The organism is Nocardia sp. IBHARD005 (assembly GCF_052814245.1).
On record NZ_CP199935.1, the window covers coordinates 3,700,745 to 3,719,065 of the forward strand.

The 18,321-nt window shown below is 68.4% G+C and carries 19 protein-coding genes; 6 read left to right on the top strand and 13 right to left on the bottom strand.

Annotated features, from left to right (window positions below; translation table 11 throughout):
• The first annotated feature begins 71 nt into the window (after positions 1–71).
• Positions 72–245: a hypothetical protein gene (locus tag ACTWPB_RS17235; protein WP_446221658.1), complete on the top strand. Its 174-nt coding sequence runs from the start codon at positions 72–74 to the stop codon at positions 243–245.
• Positions 246–307: 62 nt separating this feature from the next.
• On the opposite strand, the gene ACTWPB_RS17240 is transcribed toward ACTWPB_RS17235, so the two are convergent.
• From ACTWPB_RS17240 to lspA, 3 genes are all read right to left on the bottom strand, one after another.
• Positions 308–1,006, bottom strand: a complete 699-nt coding sequence (locus tag ACTWPB_RS17240; protein ID WP_446221659.1) for a hypothetical protein — start codon at positions 1,004–1,006, stop codon at positions 308–310.
• A gap of 112 nt (positions 1,007–1,118) precedes the next feature.
• Entirely contained in the window at positions 1,119–2,045 is a 927-nt protein-coding gene (locus ACTWPB_RS17245; protein ID WP_446221660.1) for an RluA family pseudouridine synthase, read from the bottom strand.
• Positions 2,042–2,659: a signal peptidase II gene (lspA, locus tag ACTWPB_RS17250; RefSeq protein WP_446221661.1), complete on the bottom strand. Its 618-nt coding sequence runs from the start codon at positions 2,657–2,659 to the stop codon at positions 2,042–2,044. Before lspA ends, ACTWPB_RS17245 begins: the two co-directional genes overlap by 4 nt.
• Positions 2,660–2,744: 85 nt before the next feature.
• On the opposite strand from lspA, the gene ACTWPB_RS17255 reads away from it, so the two are divergent.
• Entirely contained in the window at positions 2,745–3,698 is a 954-nt protein-coding gene (locus ACTWPB_RS17255; RefSeq protein WP_446221662.1) for a hypothetical protein, read from the top strand.
• Positions 3,695–4,417, top strand: coding sequence for a hypothetical protein (locus ACTWPB_RS17260; RefSeq protein WP_446221663.1), 723 nt, complete (start codon positions 3,695–3,697; stop codon positions 4,415–4,417). The genes ACTWPB_RS17255 and ACTWPB_RS17260 overlap by 4 nt, the downstream gene beginning before the upstream one ends.
• A gap of 59 nt (positions 4,418–4,476) precedes the next feature.
• On the opposite strand, the gene ACTWPB_RS17265 is transcribed toward ACTWPB_RS17260, so the two are convergent.
• Entirely contained in the window at positions 4,477–5,325 is an 849-nt protein-coding gene (locus ACTWPB_RS17265) for a TIGR03619 family F420-dependent LLM class oxidoreductase (RefSeq protein WP_446226384.1), read from the bottom strand.
• A 193-nt stretch (positions 5,326–5,518) separates the two neighbouring features.
• Between ACTWPB_RS17265 and ACTWPB_RS17270 the strand changes: the two genes are divergently transcribed.
• The gene (locus ACTWPB_RS17270; RefSeq protein ID WP_446221664.1) at positions 5,519–5,989 is read left to right on the top strand and encodes a VOC family protein; all 471 of its coding nucleotides are present in this window, start codon (positions 5,519–5,521) and stop codon (positions 5,987–5,989) included.
• A gap of 51 nt (positions 5,990–6,040) precedes the next feature.
• Here the strand turns inward: ACTWPB_RS17270 and ACTWPB_RS17275 are convergent, their stop codons facing one another.
• A complete protein-coding gene (locus tag ACTWPB_RS17275) occupies positions 6,041–6,463 on the bottom strand; it encodes a QcrA and Rieske domain-containing protein (RefSeq protein WP_446221665.1) in 423 nt (140 codons plus the stop codon).
• Between the two features lie 282 nt (positions 6,464–6,745).
• Here ACTWPB_RS17275 and ACTWPB_RS17280 point away from each other — a divergent pair, with 282 nt between their 5' ends.
• Together ACTWPB_RS17280 and ACTWPB_RS17285 are read left to right on the top strand one after the other, a co-directional pair.
• A complete protein-coding gene (locus tag ACTWPB_RS17280) occupies positions 6,746–7,903 on the top strand; it encodes a Fic family protein (protein ID WP_446221666.1) in 1,158 nt (385 codons plus the stop codon).
• A gap of 83 nt (positions 7,904–7,986) precedes the next feature.
• The gene (locus ACTWPB_RS17285; protein ID WP_446221667.1) at positions 7,987–8,970 is read left to right on the top strand and encodes an NAD(P)-dependent alcohol dehydrogenase; all 984 of its coding nucleotides are present in this window, start codon (positions 7,987–7,989) and stop codon (positions 8,968–8,970) included.
• 2 nt (positions 8,971–8,972) lie between these two features.
• Here ACTWPB_RS17285 and ACTWPB_RS17290 read toward each other — a convergent pair whose 3' ends face one another.
• From ACTWPB_RS17290 to ACTWPB_RS17325, 8 genes are all read right to left on the bottom strand, one after another.
• Positions 8,973–9,656: an LON peptidase substrate-binding domain-containing protein gene (locus ACTWPB_RS17290; protein WP_446221668.1), complete on the bottom strand. Its 684-nt coding sequence runs from the start codon at positions 9,654–9,656 to the stop codon at positions 8,973–8,975.
• A 118-nt stretch (positions 9,657–9,774) separates the two neighbouring features.
• On the bottom strand, positions 9,775–11,679 hold the full coding sequence (gene acs, locus ACTWPB_RS17295; RefSeq protein ID WP_446221669.1) for an acetate--CoA ligase: 1,905 nt from the start codon (positions 11,677–11,679) through the stop codon (positions 9,775–9,777).
• A 78-nt stretch (positions 11,680–11,757) separates the two neighbouring features.
• Positions 11,758–13,395, bottom strand: coding sequence for a solute symporter family protein (locus ACTWPB_RS17300; RefSeq protein ID WP_446221670.1), 1,638 nt, complete (start codon positions 13,393–13,395; stop codon positions 11,758–11,760).
• A gap of 70 nt (positions 13,396–13,465) precedes the next feature.
• The gene (locus ACTWPB_RS17305; RefSeq protein WP_446221671.1) at positions 13,466–13,819 is read right to left on the bottom strand and encodes a DUF485 domain-containing protein; all 354 of its coding nucleotides are present in this window, start codon (positions 13,817–13,819) and stop codon (positions 13,466–13,468) included.
• Between the two features lie 152 nt (positions 13,820–13,971).
• On the bottom strand, positions 13,972–15,726 hold the full coding sequence (locus ACTWPB_RS17310; protein WP_446221672.1) for a sodium/solute symporter: 1,755 nt from the start codon (positions 15,724–15,726) through the stop codon (positions 13,972–13,974).
• Positions 15,727–15,898: 172 nt separating this feature from the next.
• The gene (locus ACTWPB_RS17315; protein ID WP_446221673.1) at positions 15,899–16,264 is read right to left on the bottom strand and encodes a hypothetical protein; all 366 of its coding nucleotides are present in this window, start codon (positions 16,262–16,264) and stop codon (positions 15,899–15,901) included.
• Positions 16,261–17,058, bottom strand: coding sequence for a LytR/AlgR family response regulator transcription factor (locus tag ACTWPB_RS17320; RefSeq protein WP_446221674.1), 798 nt, complete (start codon positions 17,056–17,058; stop codon positions 16,261–16,263). The genes ACTWPB_RS17315 and ACTWPB_RS17320 overlap by 4 nt, the downstream gene beginning before the upstream one ends.
• Before the next feature lie 71 nt (positions 17,059–17,129).
• Positions 17,130–18,308, bottom strand: a complete 1,179-nt coding sequence (locus tag ACTWPB_RS17325; protein WP_446226385.1) for a sensor histidine kinase — start codon at positions 18,306–18,308, stop codon at positions 17,130–17,132.
• Between the last annotated feature and the right edge of the window lie 13 nt (positions 18,309–18,321).

An 18,321-nucleotide genomic window follows, 5' to 3' on the forward strand; every position in this document is an offset into this window, starting at 1 on the left:
CCGACATTCGGTGTTGGAGTACCTTTGCCGGTTATGGAGGTAACGCTGTCGCATCGTCTCGGGACCACCCGGTGACCCCCGACGAACTCGACGATCTGTTTTCCGGCCTCATCGTGCAGCTCGACCGGCTCGATGCCGGTGCGCTCGCATTGATGGCGGCTGCCTACGACCGCGCCGGCGATGTGGACCGGGCGCGCACGCTGTGGGAACTGGCCGATACGCGCCGCACCACCGATCGGCCGTAGGCAGCTCCAGCATCGGCGAACATCGTTGCGATTCAAGGACAGTCGTCGCCTCGACCGCAGTACTACTCGGTCGGAACCGGGCCGTCATCGGGGTTCGGGGCGACGGTATCGGTGCTGCCGGGCAGCAACGGGCTCACCGCGAACCGGCCTGCGACGGCGTCGGCGGGCAGCGCCTGCACCGCCCTGACTCCGGGTTGTGTTGCCAGGTCACGTAATTGGGGGAGCGTGCCGCGCACGACGATGCCCGCCGTACATGCGCAGCCCGCGCGCAGGCGGGTCTCGGTGAGACGGGCGATCTCGGCGCTGCGCTGATCGCGGAACTGTTGTGCCGCGACCAAGCCCGCGGCCGCGTCACCGGAATTCACCGCCGGCTCGTCGCCGCCCGGGGTGGCGACGGTGATCACCGGTGTCTGTACCCGCTCGACGGGCACGTGCTGGATCACCCCGGAAACCCGCAACCCATCGGCCGCGGCCGGAATCTGTTGGGGCGTCAGGTATTCGGCGAACGACACCAGCGCCCAGTGTGGGTCGGTGCCGGCACCGCCGAGGGAGGCCCGTGCGTCGCCGAGGTATTGCTGAACCTGCTCGCCGGGTGCGGGTCCCAGCCGATCGGTCGCCACTGCCGACGTGGGCGCCGGTTCGCGGTAGGCGACAACCAGCAGGATCACCGCGCCGATGGCCGCGATCGCGTAGAAGGCGGCATTGCGCAGGGAGAATCGGCCATCGTCATCGTCGGCCTGCGATCCCGGCTCCGCCGGCATTTTCCCGAGTGTCTCCGAGGAGGTGTTCGCGCTGTCTCCCGCCTGGTCGGCGGGCGGTTCCCCGCGGTCGTCCGGCGCCGTATCCGGCGCCGGTTCGGACGACCGCGGGTCGTCAGGCATTGCGTAAAACGTCCAGGGCGCCCGCCAGATCGTCGGGGTACTCGCTGGTGATCTCGAGCCAGCGACCATCGGCGGGATGGTGGAAGCCGAGCTGACGCGCGTGCAGCCACTGCCGTTCCAGGCCGAGGCGTTTGGCCAGCGTCGGGTCGGCGCCGTAGGTGAGGTCACCCGCGCAGGGGTGGCGGACCGCGGAGAAGTGCACCCGGATCTGGTGGGTGCGGCCGGTCTCGAGGTGGACGTCGAGCAGGCTGGCCGCCTGGAACGCCTCGATGGTGTCGTAGTGGGTGACACTGGGCCTGCCGTCACCGGTCACCGCGAACTTCCAGGCATTACCCCGCGCGCGCCCGATCGGCGCGTCGATGGTGCCGCTGCTCGGATCCGGGTGTCCCTGCACGAGTGCATGGTATTGCTTGTCGACCGTGCGTTCCTTGAAGGCGCGCTTGAGCATCGTGTAAGCGTGTTCGGATTGTGCCACCACCATCACACCGGAGGTGCCCACGTCGAGCCGGTGCACGATGCCCTGCCGTTCGTGCGCGCCCGAGGTGGAGATGCGATAACCCATCGCCGCCAGGCCGCCGACCACGGTCGGTCCGGTCCAGCCGACACCGGAGTGCGCGGCGACGCCGATCGGCTTGTCCACGGCGACGATGTCGTCGTCGGCGTAGAGAATGTTCATCCCCTCGACGGGAGTGGCCTCGACTGTCAGCGCTTGCTTGGGTTCGGGGAAGATCACTTCCAGCCACGCGCCCGCGGTGAGCCGGTCGGACTTCCCCGCGGCGACCCCGTCGATCTGCACCGAGCCGTCCTCGGTCAGCGCCACGACCGCGGTCCGCGAGAGGCCGAGCAGGCGGGCGAGTCCCGCGTCCACCCGCATCCCGTCGAGTCCATCGGGGACGGGCATCGTTCTGGTTTCTCTCATACGGTCTCCTCGGTGTGTTTGCGACCGCTGCGGGTCCCGTCCGGTTCGAAACCGAACACGGTGAGCGCGACCAGCAAGATCGCCCCGCACACGATGGCCGAGTCGGCGACGTTGAAGACCGGCCACCACCCGACGGCGACGAAGTCGACCACATGGCCCTGCAGCGGGCCTGGGTATCGGAAGATCCGGTCCACCAGGTTGCCCAGCGCCCCGCCGAGCACCATGCCGAGGCCGATGGCCCACCACAGCGAACGCAGGGTGCGCCCGATCCGGATCACACCGATCACCACCGCGGCGGCGATCAGGGTCAGCAGCCAGGTCATGCCGGTCGCCATCGAGAACGCCGCGCCCGGGTTGCGCACCAGGGTGAACCGCGCGAAATCGCCGATGATCGGGACGGATTCGCCCGGGTCGATGAGGGCGACCGCGAGGCATTTGGTCAGCAGGTCGAGCCCGAACAGGACGACGGCGATGATCAGCAACGTCGTCAAACGGCGGCGACCAGCGGGTTTCGCCGTCTCGGCCGTCTCGGGCACGGCAGCCGCCGACGGTGTGGCTGAGTCGTCGCCGGTCTCGGGGACGGCAGCGTTGTCGGTTGGCCGGTCTTCACTCACGCGTCCATCATTCCCTAATGGTGATCTGGCCTTCGCCGCGGTGCCGAGGAGTCCCAGGTGTTACTCAGGAAGCGGTCGTACCCTGATGGCTGTGACGGTGTTGTCTAGATCTCGCTTACCCCGCATCGCGCGCCCCGGGGTGTTACTGGTGGCGCTCGTGCTCGGGTTCGCGACCTTCGGCGCCGGGTGCGCCGACCGCTCGGCCCCTGCCGCGGAGGCCGACGGCACCGAGCCGCTCGGCATCGGCAAGGAAGTCACCGTGCCGATCTCGGCCGCGGTCACCACGATGGTCTCGCCCGGCGAGGAGCCGCGAGATCTGCTGCGACCGCGCTATGCCGCGGGGACCACCCAGGAAGTGACGTTGCGCACCGACTACCGGATCCAGCAGCAGGTCAACGATCAGCCTGTCCGCGACTTCTCGCCCGCCGCGCTGACCATCCCGATGGTCGCGCGCGCGGGCGCCGATGGCGTCGACCTCACCGTCGGCGCGGTCACCACCCCCGACCCCGCGCTCAACAAGGCGTTCACCTCCGCCGGCGGTTCACACGCCGGTTTGGGGATGAGCGACCTCGGCGCGATCACCGAGCTGCGCATGGCCCCGTCACCGGACACCCCGAATACGGCGCGGGCCGCGCTCGAGCAGGCCTTCTACCAGGCTGTGTATCAATCGATCGCGTTCCCGGACCAGCCCGTCGGGATCGGTGCGGTGTGGACGGTGCACCAGAAGATCACCGGCGGGGTCACCCTGGACCAGATCACCACGGCCACGCTCACCAGCCGGGAGGGCGACCGGCTCACCATCGATCTGCAGGTGAATCAGACACCCACCGACACTGTGTGGGAGTTGCCCAACGACGCGGGTGAGCTCGACATCGACGGTTACGTGATGGAAGGCGTCGGCTCGATCACCATCGATCTCGGTATGCCGCTGCCGGTTTCGGGCTCCATCGAGATCGGCGGACAGCAGACCTATCGGGACGCGCGCAGTGTGAGCACGTTGGTGCAGACGCAGTCGACACGCGTGACCTGGACGGAATGATGCGGGTACGTTCGCTGCGCGTGGGCGCGGTTGTTTCGGCATGTCTCGGGTTGGCCGGGATCGCGGGCTGTGGGTCCGGCGACACGGTGGACTCGCCGGGATCGGTCCCGTTCTCTGCCGCGGTCGCGGTCGCGGCCGCACCCGGAACCGGCGCCGTTGTCCGCGATGCGGCGCAGTTGTCGGCGGGTCTGCTCGCCGCGACGGATCTGCCCGGTGATTTCGCGGTGGTGCCGCCGCGCGGTGAGTCCGGCGAGCCCGCGGTGCCGCCCGCGGCGCTGACGGATCCGCCGGACTGTGGGCGTTTGCTCTTGCCGATCGCGCAGCAGTGGCCTGGGTCGGCCGCCGCCGCGTCGGTGCAGTTCGCCGGGCCCAGCTTCGCCACCATCGACATCGATGCCGCGAGCTATGCGGACGCGGCGCTGGCCCCGGCGTTCGATGCGCTGCAGGCCCAGCCCCGGCGCTGTACCAGCTACTCGGGTGACGACGCCGGGGTGCGGATCGAGTATCGAACCAGCGCACTCGCTCAGCCGCCTGCCGGCGATGCCGGCTCGGCGTTCGCCTTGACCGCTACCAGCGAAGGGCTCACGCTCACGTCGGCGACTTCGCTGGTTCAGGTGGGGAACACGCTGGTTCAGGTTGTTGTCACCGCGCCGGAAGTCGTCGACCCCGGCGTGCTCTCCGATCTCACCGCGGCTCAGGTGCGCAAACTCCGCGGCTGAAACCAGTAGCGGCTGAAACCAGTAGCGGCTGAAACCGGTGCGGCTGAGCCGGTTCGGATTTACGCCGCGACGGCGAGTTTCCCGCCGAGGTGGCCGAGATAGCCACCGACGTCGTCGGCGCTCTTATCGGGAAGACCGAAGACCACCTCGGTGACGCCGAGGTCGGCCCAGCGGGCGAGTTGCTCGGCATTGTGACGACCGGCCAGCGCGATCACCCGGGGGGTGCCGTCGCGGCCCGCGTCCTTCCAGACCCGGTGCAGGAGTTCGACTTTGGCGCCCAGGTCACCTTCGGTCGGGGTGGTGATCCAACCGTCCGCATTGGCCGCCAGCCAGCCGAACGACTTCTCGGTACCGCCCGCTCCGAGCAATACCGGGACCCCGGCGCGCACCGGCTTCGGCCAGGACCAGCTCGGTCCGAATTTCACGAAGTCACCGGCGAATTCGGCTTCCTCCTGCGACCACAGTGCCCGCATCGCGTCGAGGTTCTCGCGCAATACCGTGCGTCGCTTGTTCGCGGGAACGCCGTGATGGGCGAGTTCATCGGTGTTCCAGCCGAATCCGACGCCCAGTTCCACCCGCCCACCGGACAGGTGATCGAGGGAGGCGATGGTCTTGGCGAGGGTGATCGGGTGGTGCTCGGCGGGCAGTGCCACCGCCGTCGACAAGGTGATCCGCTCGGTGACCGCGGCGGCGGTGGCCAGCGCGACCCACGGGTCGAGGGTGCGCAGGTACCGGTCGTCGGGCAGCGAGGAGTCCCCGGTCTGCGGATGGGCCGCGGCCCGCACCACCGGAATATGGGTGTGCTCGGGGACGTAGAACGCGTCGAATCCGGCGTCCTCGGCGGCTTTGGCCGCATCGGCGGGCGTGATGCCCCGGTCACTGGTGAACAAGACAACCCCGTAGCGCACGTCCCGGCCCTCCGACTTCGACAGCAAAACTGAAACAGGTTCTACAACCTGCACCAAGTTCTACAGGAGTAAAACGAGTTCTACTAGTCCTGATCTCACCGACTGGCCGAAGGGTGCGGCGGCCTTTCCCCGATCAGGCCAGGGGAATACGCTGGTGGTCGTCCGAGCATCACTCTCGACACGGAGGTCTCCGATGTCTGATGTTTCCCCCTTCCCCGACGGCTATCCGCGGATCTGTCCCGGGCTGGCGTGCGCGGGCGCGGCCGCTGCGATCGACTTCTACACCGCGATCTTCGGCGCGACCGTGCGCATGAAGATGGACGGCCCCGGCGGCACCATCGTCCACAGTGAGCTGCTGGTCGGCGACTCGGTACTGATGGTCGGCGACCCGGTCCCCGAGATCGGCTTCAGCGACCCGAAGTCCGTCGGCGGCTCCCCGGTGAACCTGATGGTCTACGTCGCCGACGCCGACGCCGCCTTCGCCGCGGCGCTCACCGCGGGCGCCACCGCGATCACCCCCGTGACCGACCAGTTCTACGGCGACCGCAGCGGCGCCTTCGAAGACCCGTGGGGTCACCGCTGGACCGTGGCCACCCACATCGAGGACGTCTCGCCGGAAGAAATGGAACGGCGCATGTCCGAAATGATGGACGCCGCAGGCTGATCGCATCGCCACGCCCGCACTGCCGCGGTGCGGGTGTGGTGCGCGTTCGGGTTACCCGGCAACGATCGAGTCTCCCTCGACGCGAACGGGTTTGGCGGGCAGCGGCTCGGTCGCGGGACCGCCGCGCACGGCACCGTCGAGCCCGAATCGGCTTCCGTGACAGGGGCAGTTGATGGTGCCGTTCGCCACCGTGGCGACCTTGCACCCAGCGTGCGTGCAGGTCGATGACAGCCCGACGAAATTGCCCGCCGTCGGCTGGGTGACGACGGTGTCGCCGACGATCACCCCGCCGCCCACCGGGACATCGGCCGCCTTGGTCAGCGCACCGGCGGGTGCCCCTGGTTCGGCAGCCCTGGCGGGCGCCGCGTCGTTCTTCTCGTAGGTACCGCACGCGGTCAGCGTTCCCGCGGCGGCCAATACGCCCGCACCCACCACGACGGCGCGGCGGTTCAGCGAGAAATCGTTGATGGTCATCGGTCGCTCTCCGCTTCGGTCGAGGAGGCAGCTGGTCCGCGTCTCGCGCGCACCAGCTCCTTCCCTGTCAACGGCCCACACCCCCTCCTGGTTCGACCGTTTCCGAGGTAGAAGTCAGCGATCTCGAATTCCTTATTAAAGATTGACTGATAAGCTTTAATAAGGAGGTGTGAATTGGCCGAGCTATTGTCGTGTCAGTGGGAGAGTTCCCTCGATCGTGGTGGGCTGTCCCGTCGTGACCGGAGCGCCGGTTCTTTTGATGCCTACCTACCGGATCCGCTGATGGGCAGGGCATTCACCTTCGATGGCGCCACGGCCGCCGATGTCGCGGATGCCGAGATCGCGATTGCCCGGCTCGATCGGGACGCGTCGGCGTTGTCCGATACCGAGGTGCTGTCGCGACTGCTGCTGCGGGCCGAGGCCGTCGCGTCCTCGCGCATCGAAGGCCTCGAAATCGGCGCACGACGGTTGTTGCGCGCTGAGGTTGCCGCGGCCTTCGACGAAGTCTCCACCGATGTCACCGCGGTGGAGGTGCTGGCGAACATCGATGCGATGGCACTGGGCGTGCGTTCGGTCTCGCGCGGTCAGGAAATCACCGATGAGGTACTGACCGATGTGCATCGACGATTGATGACGGGCACGCACCTCGCCTCCCACGGCGGCAGGTACCGGGATCAGCAGAACTGGATCGGCGGCAGTTCGTACAACCCGCGCTCCGCTGCGTATGTGCCACCGCCGCCGCGCTATGTCGCGGAGTTGATGGCGGACCTGATCGCGTTCGTCAACACCGCCGACCTGCCCGCGGTCGCGCAGGCAGCGATCGCACATGCCCAGTTCGAGACGATCCACCCGTTCGTCGACGGCAACGGTCGTGCGGGACGTGTTCTGATCCACCTCGTGCTCCGTCGACGAGGACTCTCCGAGCGGGTGATCGCGCCGATTTCGCTCGTCTTGGCCACGGCGACCCGCAGCTACATCGATGGCCTCACCGGATTCCGTCACCTCGGTCCATCCGGCACCGGGGCAGCGATGGACGGCGTCAATGCCTGGATCGGTAGGTTCGCCGCAGCCTGTGAACAGGCGGTCACCGACGCCACAATGTTCGAGACGAGAACCGCCGCCCTGTTGCGGCGATGGCGCGAGCGGGTTGCGCCATTGCGAGCGGATTCGGCTGCCGCCCTGCTACTTCCGCATCTCGTCGGCGCGCCGATCATCACCGTCGCGACCGCCGCTGCTCTGGTGGAACGCAGTTTTCCCGCTGCCAACACCGCGATCGAGCGACTCGTCGACGCCGGAATCCTGCGGCAACTCACAGTCGGCCGCCGCAACCGCGCGTTCGAGGCCCCTGAAGTCTTCGAAGCGTTCGGTGCACTCGAGCGGTGTCTGGCGAATCCCGTTGGCGAGACACGTTCGCCGCAGCGTCCGGTGCCACGCGGGTAGGCCCGCACCTGGCGTGAAATCTCCGGACGCATCGGGGGATTCCCTGATGTGGGTGGGTGGTCGGGGCGCCTAGCGTTCTCGGTGTGAGGGCGATTACGCAGCAGGTATACGGGTCATCGGCGATGTTGGCGGTGACGGAGGTCGGGCGGCCGTCGGCGGGCGCGGGGGAGGTGCTGGTTCGGGTGCGCGCCGCGTCGGTGAATGCGCGGGATTGGCATGTGATGCGGGGTGACCCGAAGATCGCGCGGTGGATGGATCGGTCGGTGTTCGGTCGCCGGGGACCGGCGAACCCGGTGCCGGGCGGGGACTTCTCGGGGACGGTCGAGGCGGTGGGGGACGGTGTCTCGGACCTGGCCGTGGGCGAGGAGGTGTTCGGCGAGGCGGTGAGCGGTTCGTTCGCGGAGTACGTCGCGGTGGCGCGGGTGTTGCTCGACCGGAAGCCGGCGAATCTGAGCTTCGAGGAAGCGGCGGCGGTGCCGTTGGCCGCCAATACCGCCCTGACCTGCCTGCGCCATGTCGGCGACGGTGAGCGGGTGCTGATCATCGGCGCGTCCGGTGGGGTCGGCACCTTCGCGGTCCAGATCGCCCGAGCGCGGGGCGCGCGGGTCACCGCGGTGTGCAGCACCCGCAATGTCGAGGCGGCGCGGTCGCTCGGCGCGGAGCACGTCGTCGACTACACCCGCGACACCGTGACCGGCCGCTACGACACCGTCCTCGACCTGGCCGGAACCAGGACCTTGCGTGCACTGCTTCGCCTGGTCGAATCCACCGGCACGCTGGTGCTGTCCGGTGGCGGCAACTTCGACGGCGGCAGCTGGTTCGGCCCGGTCGGCCTGCTCGCGCGCGGTCAGCTGGCTCGGCCGTTCGTGAAACCGGCTATCCGGTGTCCCCTGGCGGAACAGACGCCGCGGTCACTCACCGAGCTCCGCGAACTGATCGAGTCGGGCCTGCTGCGCCCGGCCATCGACCGGACCTATCCGCTGGCCGAAACGCCGGCCGCCATCGAGTACATGGAGACCGAGCACGCTCGCGCGAAGATCGTGATCACCCTCGCGCCGGCGGGCTGACGTCACAGCAGGCGGAACTCCATCATCGCGATCGCGTCGTCGACGGAGGTGGACAAGGCAGCGAGTCGACTGTGCGGGTCCGGGGCGGACAGGGCCGACTGGCGGTCGGTCGGGCCGATCGGCAGGCGAGCGGCGAGTTCGTAGGAGCGGGTGGTCGGATCGTCGGACAGGTCCTGCAGCGATGCCGAGGGCGGGGGGCGGCGGATGCCGTTGCGGCGCGCGAACTGGGCCGTCAGGGTGTGCAGGCGGTCCGCGCGTTCACGCAAGCCCTCCAGCAACGCGCTGTCGTCGGTGCCGGGGCCGTCGGGCCAGTGCGCGGCTTCGGCTTGGGGGTACGGGGCGTCGACGAGCCACTTGTCGATGCGGATACGGTCGGTTCCCTTGCAGCGCACGCGGTATCGCGAACCGGGCAGTTCGATGACCTCGGCGATCCGGGCGACGGTGCCCACCTCCGTGCGCACCTCACCACCGCCGACCTCGTGCCCGCGCGCGATCAGCACGACGCCGAATTCCGGCTCCCGCCGCCCATCCATGCAGTCCTCGATCAGCGCCACGTACCGCGGCTCGAAGATCTGCAACGACAGCGACTCACCGGGTAGCAGCACCGCGCCCAGCGGGAACATAGGTATCTCCACCGTCCCAGCATGCCCGGTGCCGGGCATACCGCGTCCATCCGGTGCGCTCACGCTGTGTCCTTTCGGCGGGGTCGGGCCCGTTCGATGGTGACTCGGGCCGACCGCCGATTCCCGCGCCGTCGTGCGACGTCGGTGCGGAAGACGGCTGCCGGCTCGGAGCGCCGACCCGTCACGCGGTGGCGATCGACTCGAACACCGACGGGTCGACCAGTGTGGAGGTATCGCCGAGTTCGCGACCTTCGGCGACATCGCGCAGCAGCCGGCGCATGATCTTGCCACTGCGCGTTTTGGGCAGCTCCGGCACGATGTGGATCTCGCGTGGCCGCGCGATCGGACTGATCTCCAGCGAGACCGCCGCCTTCAGCTCGGAGACGAGGGCGTCGGCCGTGGCCGCCGAGCCGGTGAGGATGACGAAGGCGACGATCCCCTGCCCGGTGGTCTCGTCGGCGGCGCCGACCACCGCGGCCTCGGCGACGGACGGGTGCCCGACGAGCGCTGATTCCACCTCGGCGGTGGAGATCCGGTGCCCGGACACATTCATGACGTCATCGACGCGCCCCAGGATCCACAGATCGCCGTCGGCGTCGAGCTTGGCGCCGTCCCCGGCGAAATACCAGCCATCGGAAGCGAAACGCTGCCAATAGGTTTCGCGGTAGCGGTCCATATCGTTCCAGATGCCGCGCAGCATCGACGGCCACGGCTGATCCAGGACGAGCAGACCGGATTCGCCGGAACCCAGCGGCGTACCTTCGTCGTCGACGACCTTGGCGGAGATCCCCGGCAGCGCGCCCATCGCAGCGCCGGGCTTGGTGGCGGTGACGCCGGGCAGCGGGGAGATCATGATGGCGCCGGTCTCGGTCTGCCACCAGGTATCGACGATCGGAGTCTTGTTGGCGCCGAACACTTCCCGGTACCAGCGCCACGCCTCCGGATTGATGGGTTCGCCGACGGAGCCGAGCAGTCGCAGGGTGCTCAGGTCGTGTGCGTCGGGGATCTCGCGGCCCCATTTCATGAACGTGCGGATCAGGGTGGGCGCGGTGTAATAGATGGTGACGCCGTATTTTTCGATGATCTGGAAGTGGCGGTGTTCGTCGGGGGAGTTGGGTGTGCCCTCGTAGACGACCTGGGTGGCGCGGTTGGCGAGTGGGCCGTAGACGATGTAGCTGTGTCCGGTGACCCAGCCGATGTCGGCGGTGCACCAGTAGACGTCTTGTCCGGCTTTGTGGTCGAAGACGTTGTGGTGGGTGTAGGCGGTCTGGGTGAGGTATCCGCCGGTCGTGTGGAGGATGCCCTTGGGTTTTCCGGTGGTGCCGGAGGTGTAGAGGATGAACAGCGGATGCTCGGCGGGGAAGGGCTGCGCCTCGTGCGAAGGCGAAGCAACAGCGACGGTTTCGTCCCACCACAGGTCGCGAACCTCGGTCCACGGCACGTCGAGGCCGACCCGGCGCACCACCAGCACATGCTCGACGGTCGACGGGTCCGACCCCAGCGCCTCGTCGACGGCGTACTTCAGCGCGGCGGGCTTCCCACGCCGCCACTGCCCGTCGGTGGTCACGATCAACTTGGCTTCGGCGTCGTCGACCCGCTGACGCAATGCCGTGGGGGAGAACCCGGCGAACACCACCGAGTGGGTGAGCCCGAGGCGCGCGCATGCCAGCATCGTCACGATGGCTTCGGGCACCATCGGCATGTAGATCGCGACCCGATCACCGGCCACGAGACCCAGCGCGGTGAAAGTGTTCGCCGCCCTGCACACTTCGTCGAGCAGTTCCGCGTAGGTGATCGCCCGGGAGTCGCCCGGTTCGCCTTCCCAGTGGATGGCGACCTGGTCGCCGTGCCCGTCGATGACGTGGCGGTCGACGCAGTTATAGGCGACGTTGAGTTCGCCGTCGCCGAACCAGCGCGCGACCGGTGCGCCGGTCCAGTCGAGCACTTCGGTGAAGGGCTTGTGCCAGTGCAACCGGTTGGCCTGCTCGGCCCAGAAACCGTCGCGATCGGCGCGCGCCCGCTCGTACAGCCAGGCATCGGCATTGGCCGGCGCGACGAACTCCGGGGCAGGCGGGTAACTGGTCACAAGAAAATTCTCCTTCGAAAGCGTGGGGGTACAGGCCCGTGCCGGTGGGGCGAACCACCGGCACGGGCAGGGGTGGCGTCAGTGCGAGATCGCCTTCTCCGCACCGACGCCGGTCATCGACCGGACTTCCATCTCCGCGGCCTTGGCTTGATCGACCTGCTCGCCACGTCCACCGAGGAAGGTGCCGAGCACGCCGAGCGCGAACGCCAGCGGAATGGACACGATGCCCGGGTTGGACAGCGGGAAGTAGTCGAAATCGGCACCGCTGATCATCGCGGTCTTGCTGCCCGACACCGCGGGCGAGAACACGATGAGCACGATGGTCGAGATCAGGCCGCCATACATCGACCACAGCGCGCCGGTGGTGTTGAAGCGCTTCCAGAACAGCGAGTACAGGATGGTCGGCAGGTTCGCCGCCGCCGCCACCGCGAACGCCAGCGCCACCAGGAACGCGATGTTCTGGCCGTTGGCGAGGATGCCGAGACCGATCGCGAGCACACCGATCACCACCGCGGTGATCCGCGAGACCCGCACCTGCTTGACCTCGTCGACCTCGCCCTGCTTGAGCACGCTGGCGTAGATGTCGTGGGCGAAGGAGGCCGACGCGGTGATGGTGAGTCCGGCCACGACCGCGAGGATCGTCGCGAAGGCGACCGCCGAGATCACCCCGAGCAGGATTACGCCGCCGAGTTCGAACGCCAGCAGCGGCGCCGCCGAGTTCTGGCCACCCGCCGCGGCGAGGATCTTGTCCGGGCCGACGATGGCCGCCGCGCCGTAACCGAGCACCAGGGTGAACAGGTAGAAGGCGCCGATCAGGCCGATCGCCCAGACCACCGAGCGCCGGGCCTCTTTCGCGGTCGGGACCGTGTAGAAGCGCATCAGCACGTGCGGCAGACCCGCGGTGCCGAGTACCAGGGCCAGGCCGAGCGACAGGAAGTTCAGCTTGGACAGCTCGCTGCCGCCGTATTGCGCGCCGGGAGCGAGCACATCGCGGGCGGCGACCGCCTTGCTGGTGGAATCGCTCACCGATTCCTGTGCGGCACCGAGGATGTCGGAGAAGTTGAAGCCGAATTTCGCCAGCACCATCACCGTCATCAGCGCGGCGCCCGCGATCAGCAGCACCGCCTTGATGATCTGCACCCAGGTGGTGCCCTTCATGCCACCGACCAGCACGTACACGATCATCAGCACGCCGACGGCCGCGATGACGACGGATTGTCCCGCGCGGCTGGAGATATCGAGCAGCAGCGCGACCAGGCCGCCTGCGCCCGCCATCTGCGCGAGCAGATAGAACAGCGAGACGGTGAGGGTGGTCAGCGCGGCCGCGGTGCGCACCGGGCCTTCCTTCAGCCGGAAGCTGAGCACGTCGGCCATGGTGAATTTGCCGGTGTTGCGCAGCATCTCGGCCACCAGCAGCAGCGCGACGAGCCAGGCGACGAGGAACCCGATCGAATACAGGAACCCGTCGTAGCCATAGACGGCGATCGCGCCCGCGATGCCGAGGAAGCTCGCGGCCGACAGGTAGTCACCGGCGATGGCGATGCCGTTCTGCGGGCCGGAGAAGCCGCGCCCGCCGGTGAAATAGTCCGCGGCACTGGCATTGTTGCGGCTGGCCCGGATCACCACGACCATGGTGACCGCGACGAACAGCAGGAAGATGGCGATATTGGCGATGGGGTTGCCCACCGTGTCGGACGCGGCAAAGGTGACGCTCATGCTGTGGCCTCTCTGCATGATCGGGTGCCCTGCGTGGTTACGCGAGCTGCCGCCTCCGGGCGCTGACCGATCATGCGGCGGCCCCTTCGAGTTCTTCGCGAATGGCCGCGGCGCGCGGATCCAGCTCACGGTTGGCGAAACGGACGTAGAGCCCGGTGATGAGGAACGTGGAGACGAACTGGCCCAGGCCGAGCAGCAGGCCCACGTTGATGTTGCCGAAGACCTGCTGTGCCATGAAGTCGTGTGCGTAGGCGCCGAGCAACACGTAGCTCAGGTACCACACCAGAAACAGCGCGGTCATCGGGAAGATGAAGCGGCGCAGCCGGTTTCGCAGATCTTGGAACTGCGGACTCGCTTGTACCGCGAGCCATTCGTCGGCACTCGGCGTGCGCGGATCTGGCGCCTCGGTGTCGGTTTGGGTCATGCCGGTCGTCCTAGCGTGAAGGGGGGTCGTGCGTGAAGATGACGGTAAGGGGCAGGATGGCAGCGCATGATGGTGTGGCCTGGGTCACTCGGTGAAGGTGGCCGCCCGTGCGGTGAGCGGTCGGTGTGGTGCGACGAACGGTCGTCGCAAGATCACCGGTGGGTGGCGGTTTCGGGGTCGCGGTCGGCGCTCATACCGAGCCGTTCGGGGGCGTGCATGCGCAGAAAGACGCCCGCGACCGCCCGGGGATCCTGGCCCGTGGTGGCGAGGCTCACCAGGATGGTCACCGCGAAGGCCAGCGGCACGCTCACCGCGCCCGGATAGTCGACGATCGCGGCGGGCCAGCCGTTCGCCAGGTCGGGGGAGACGCCACCGAGCACCGCCAGCACGGTCGCGCCACCTGAGGTGATGCCGCCGACGAGCATGCCCGCGGCCGCGCCGGTCGCGGTGAGTCCGCGCCACCAGATACCGAGGACGAGCAGTGGGCACAGCGTCGACGCGGCCACCGAGAAGGCGAGGGCGACGGTGCGCGAAAGGTCGAGAGACGCGACCGTCACCGCGAGCGTGAGCGGGACCAGGCCCGCGACCAGAGCGGCCAGCCGGAAGTCCCGGATGCGCCCGCGCAGCACGTCGGTACTGAGCACGCCGGCCAGGCTGACCAGCAGCCCGGACGAGGTGGACAGGAACGCCGCGATCGCCCCGGCCGCCGCCAGCGCGGCCAGCAGCTGTCCACCGAGCCCGCCGAGCACCGCGCCGGGCAGCAGCACGACCGCCGCGTCGGAGGCGCCGGTGATCAGCAGTTGGGGCACGTAGAGGCGGGCGAAGACGCCGAGCAGGATCGGGAACAGGTAGAAGACGCCGACCAGTCCGATCACCGTCAGCGCGGTCCGGCGAGCGGACGGGCCGTCTCGATTGGTGTAGAAGCGGACGAGCACGTGCGGCAGGCCCATGGTGCCGAGGAAGGTCGCCACGATCAGTGAGAACACCTGGTATTGCGGGTGTTGCCCGCCGAATCCGCCCCCGGGTGCCACCCAGCTCGCACCGTCGGCCGGTGCACCGGCCACCACCGGAACAGCCGAGCCCGGCGCGAGGATCAGCTCGGTACCTTCGGCGAGAGTGTGATTGCCCGGTGTCAGCACGACCGGACCCGCGACGGGCTGCCCGTCGAGCGTTCCGGTGATCATGACCTGCTGCGAAACATCCAGGTGCACCACGACATCGGTGGAGATGTCGACGGTGGTTCGCTCGTCGACGGTCGGCGGCACGGAGGTGCCGACCGGTCGTTCGTCGGCGAAGAAATGCATTCCGAGCACCAGCGCGGGCACCGCCACCGCTGTCAATTTCAGCCAATACTGGAATGCCTGTACCAAGGTCACCGACCGCATTCCGCCGCCGATCACATTCGCCAGTACGATCGCGCCCACCGAGACCGCGCCCACCCAGCCGGGCACCCCGAGCAGAATGTGCAGTGTGAGTCCGGCGCCTTGGAACTGCGGAATCAGATACACCGCGCAGACCAAGACGACGAGACCGGCAGCCATGCGCCGCAACCGAATCGACCCCAACCGGAATTCGGCGAAGTCGGGCACGGTGTACGCACCGGACCGGCGCAGCGGGGCAGCCACGAACATCAGCAGGCCCAGATAGCCCGCGGTGAAACCCACCGGATACCAGAGGGCGTCGGCGCCGTATTTGGCGATCAGTCCGGCGACGCCGAGAAAGGAAGCGGCGGAAAGGTATTCACCGGAAATCGCCGCCGCGTTCCAGCGCGAACCCACCGTGCGCGACGCGACAAGGAAGTCGGAAGTCGTGCGGGACAGGCGCACTCCGTAAAAACCGATGCCGACGGTGGCGAGCGCCGCCAGTAAGAGTGCGGCGACCGTAAGCGCGGGATTGTCGGGGCTCATGGGGTCAGCCCATCGCATTGCGCAGTGTTCGATCCGCGCATTGCGCAGTGTTCGATCCGGGCGCAGGATGGCACGGGTACGGCGTCCGCCGATCGCATTCGATGTGGCCAACGTCGGCTCGGCGCTCGGGTTCACCGCGTCCTGGCGATCCCGTCTGTTCGCAGGGCATGGATCAGTCCCCGGCCAATTCCAGGAAGTCGTCCTCATTGCGCTGAGCGAGGCGGACATACAGCCACCCCAGCGCGTAGAGCACCGGGAACGCGCCGGCGCCGAGGATCAGCCACGGCAGCCGAATGCCGAGCACCGTGGTCTCGGCGATCGCGTCGACGCGCAACAGCACCGGCAGCGCGCCGAACCCGACCACCACCACCAGGCCCAGACGCAATGCCAGACCCAGCTGCGCCCGGATCAACCCACCGATCAACGCCGCACCCAGATCGGTCTGCTCGACCACCTCCGTGCGCGTGCGCACCTGACGCGCACCCCGCCGCTGCGCCAGCACCACCCGTTCGCGCGGCGGCCGCTGCGGATCCGTCACCGCTGCGACCAGTTCTGCCTTGGCCCGTGCACGAGCCGCTGCTTGAGTTCGCGCACCTGACGCCGGCTCACCGGCAACTCCACCGCTCCCGCCGCCCCCTCGGCCCGCAGACACACCACAGTCCCGTTCCCCGCACTCCGCAACCCGGTCACCAATCGCAACGCCACCAGATACGACCGATGCACGCGCAGAAAACCGGCGTCCTCCCACCGTGATTCCAACGCCGACAACGGAATCCGTACCAGATGCGACCCACTGCCGGTATGCAACCGCGCGTAGTCCCCATCCGCCTCGACCCAGGCCACATCAGCCCGATTCACCAACGTGGTCACCCCGCCGAGCTCCACCGGAATCACCTCGCTCGGACGCGCGGTCTCCGGCGCCACGACGGCTGCCACCGATACCCTGGCCGCCACGATCCGCCGCACCGCCTCGGCCAGCCGCGCCTCCCGCAACGGCTTGAGCAGGTAATCCACCGCCCCCAGATCGAACGCCGCCACCGCGTGATCGTCGTGCGCCGTCACGAAAACAACAGCGGGCGGCTCCGCGAACTCCGACAGAATCCCCGCCAATTCCATCCCCGTCAGCCCGGGCATGTCGATATCCAGAAACACCGCGTCGATCGGATGCGCCCGCAACAGCCGCAACGCCCCCGTCGCCTCACCCGCCCGATGGATCTCCCCGACCCCGGCCTGCGCGCTCAGCAGATAGACGAGCTCGTCCAGCGCCGGCTTCTCGTCATCGACGGCAAGCACCCGCAGCGCGGTCGACGGTTCATCGGTGTTCCAGATCACAACCCATCCATCGTAACCGTCGTCGCCGCTGATGCGGATCGATCGCCCCGAGGTCCCACCTGTCGGATGGATCAGGCCCGAATGCCGGCGCGGAATTTCGGGACGCGCATGCTCACCTTCGTCCCGGCGCCTGGCGCGGTTTCCACGACGAGGCCGTAGTCGTTGCCGAAGGCGGCGCGGAGGCGGTCGTCGACATTGGCCAGACCGACGTGGGCGGCCTCGCCGGTGCGGGCCGGGCCGGAATCGGTGTCGACGGCGTCGAGGGCGCCCGAGCGCAGCAGGTCGGGGTCCATGCCGATGCCGTCGTCTTCGACGCTGATCAAGCAGTCGGTGCCCGCGTCGCTGGCGACGATGCTCAGCTGCCCGCCCCGGCCGCCGCCGGCGAGGCCGTGCCGGACCGCGTTCTCCACGAGTGGCTGCAAGGCGAGGAAGGGCAGCACGACGCCGAGCACTTCCGGTGCGATGCGTAAACGCACGTCGAGGGCGTCGCCGAAGCGGGCCTGTTCCAGCGCCAGGTATCGCTCGATATTGCGCAGTTCGTCGGCGAGGACGGTGAATTCGCCTGCGGCACGGAAGGAATAGCGGGTGAAGTCGGCGAATTCGAGGATCAGTTCGCGGGCCCGATCCGGGTCGGTGCGGACGAACGAGGCGATCGTATTGAGCGCGTTGTAGATGAAGTGCGGGCTGATCTGGGCTCGCAGCGCACGCAATTCGGCCCGGTCGACCCGCGACCTGGAAGCATCGAGCTCGGCGAGTTCCAGCTGCCCACACGCGTATCGCGCCACCTCCGCGGCCGCCCCGAGCATGCCTGGTCCCGGCTTGCCGGTCGTCACCATGCCGAGCACACCGACCGCCGCCCCCGTGTCGATCGGCAACGGTTGGGCGATCAGTGTGTGCTCGTCGCCGGTGACCAGCACGGGCCGCTCATCGGCAACAGCCCGCCGCGCCGCATCGGCGAACGACTCGAGCATTCCGGTCTGCGGACCGTCCCAGGCCAGCAGAGTCCCCTCGGCATCGGCCACACCCAGTGCCTCGGCACCGGCGAGGGCCCTCAGGTGCGGCGCCGCCTCGTTCGCGGACTCCTGGGTCAGCCCACGACGCAACGGCACGGCGGCCAGCGAGGCGGTGTGCAGCGCTTGGTGGACCGCACGCTGGGCCGGTGTGGTGACGACACGCTGGGTCCGCCGCCACACCAGTAGTGCCACGACCAGTAAGGCCGCGACGACCACAGCGGCCACGACGAAGGTGATCAACGAGTGGGCC